This is a genomic window from Candidatus Sordicultor fermentans (genome assembly GCF_012728195.1).
GTDB classification, from domain to species: domain Bacteria; phylum Atribacterota; class Atribacteria; order Atribacterales; family Caldatribacteriaceae; genus Sordicultor; species Sordicultor fermentans.
On the sequence record NZ_JAAYFP010000024.1, the window covers coordinates 1 to 1,970 of the forward strand.

Consider the following 1,970-nt stretch of genomic DNA (forward strand, 5'->3'; position numbering starts at 1 on the left):
TCCACCAGGATCAAATCTGCCCCCTTCTGGGCAAAGAGTAGAGCTATTGCTTTACCAATCCCTTGAGCTCCTCCGGTAACTAAAGCTACTTTCCCTTCCAGAGAAAAATCTGTACTGAAATTAACTCCTTCCAAGGTTATTCCTCCTCTTCTAATTTTAACAGCCTCTCAGCTGTAATTTTATCTACTACCAGGGCATTAACCAAACCTCCTCTTAGAGCCCCTAAAATAGCTTGAGTTTTATCTAATCCTCCGGCTATTCCTACCACAAAGGGGATCTTTTTTAAGTCCTCCAAGGAACGAGCAATTCTTCTTTGGTTACCAGGAAAATCGATTATTCTTCCTTGAACATCAAAATATATTCCACAAACGTCTCCTACTGCTTTTTTATCTAAAAGCTCCTGGTGCTCTGCTTGAGTAATAGTCTCAGTTCTAATCAAAGTAGCCTCGGGAGAGAGGTTGCCAATCCCTACCAAAGCAATATCAATCTTTTCTCGGAGAGTGGCCTGAACATTCTCGTCTTGAAGTATAGCATCCCGGGTAGCTTGGTCTTTAGTAAAAGCAGGAGCCATAAGATAGTATACCTGAGCATCTAATATGTTGGCCAATCTTCGAGGAATTTCAGTAGCAACAACATCGACCGATATCCGGCTCAGTCCTCCCATTAACTGGACAACTCCCAGGTTAGGGCAGTTGATGGGTCTCGCAAATAAAACTAACTGGTAAAGAGTTCTGCCATAGGCTATCCCAATTTTATCTCCTGGTTTTACTAATTCTGACAGTAGTCTAAACCCAGCTTCTCCCACGCTTTTTCTGACAAGCTCACCTTGGTCAGAAAATACTTCTACAACTCTAACTTTTTTCAAAGCAAATCGGTTTTTAAGAGCTTCTTCTAATTCTAATATTCTATTCTCTTCTGGATCTAAAATCTTTATCTGGACTACTCCCGTCTCCTTTGCCATTTTAACCAGTTGAGAAAATTTTTGGCGGGAAATACCTAACAACTCACTCGCTTCTACCATGCTTAAACCATCCTGGTAAAAAAGCTTGGCTGCCTGAATCATTAGTCTTTCCTGTTTTAACTCTTTGTTATCCACTTTATCCTATTTGACATTTGTTAACTAACATATGTTATAAGATGAACAAATATTACTACCAGGAAAATAAATTGTCAAGTATTCGAGTTGCCATGTTGTAGTTATTCTGTTGTAATGTCACCCTTAAAATCCTCGAGAAAATGTCCTTTAGTAATAAAAGGTCAAATTTTTCCTTGTAAAAATGGATAACTCTCTTCATCACTTTATCGTTTCAAACATATAATGCTTCAATAGAAAGGACAGGAAATTAAAAATTGCTAAATTAGTAAATTCCCCTTGGAACATCAAATTAGCCCTTTACCACAAAGGCCATCCACTTTTTAAGTTCGTCAATAGGGGGAGGAAAATTTTTGGAAAATTATTTTCCTTCTCTCACAATTATTTCTACCCTCCCAACCTATCCACTGGAGAATACTTGAGCATAGCTTCTCGGAGTTGCTTCCCACCCATATGAACGTAAACCATACAAGTTTGGATGTCTGAATGTCCTAATAGCATTTGTAAAGTGAAAACATCACCGCCATTTCTTATAAAGTTAGTAGCGAAAGTGTGGCGTAGAGTACGAGGAGAACATCTTACCCCCTGAATTCCCGCTTTTTTAGCTAAGCGCTCAACGATTTGTTCCACTCCTCGCTTTTTAAGTGGTCTACCGTCACGAGTAACAAATACCCGGTCTTCATAAGGGTAAAAACCTCTCATCTTTAACCACCGGCTCATTTCTTTACGCAAAGTTTTTCCCATATAAACTTCTCTTTCCTTTTCTCCTTTTCCCTCCACTAACAGAGACCCACGAATAAGATTAGTTCGATCGATAGTTAGAGTAAGCAACTCAGAAAGCCTTATTCCAGTATCTAGAAAGGTAAGCAACATAACA

Annotated in this window: 3 protein-coding genes; all 3 read right to left on the reverse strand. The window is 39.1% G+C overall.

All coding sequences use genetic code 11. The features are described from left to right. A partial coding sequence (locus GXZ17_RS01095; RefSeq protein WP_409375446.1) for an SDR family NAD(P)-dependent oxidoreductase occupies positions 1-134 on the reverse strand: 134 nt, incomplete at its 3' end. A 2-nt stretch (positions 135-136) separates the two neighbouring features. After that, complete coding sequence (locus GXZ17_RS01100; protein WP_409375444.1) at positions 137-1,096, reverse strand: sugar-binding transcriptional regulator; 960 nt, start codon at positions 1,094-1,096, stop codon at positions 137-139. Between the two features lie 384 nt (positions 1,097-1,480). Continuing rightward, the coding region (locus tag GXZ17_RS01105; protein ID WP_409375445.1) for a tyrosine-type recombinase/integrase at positions 1,481-1,970 on the reverse strand (490 nt) is incomplete at its 5' end.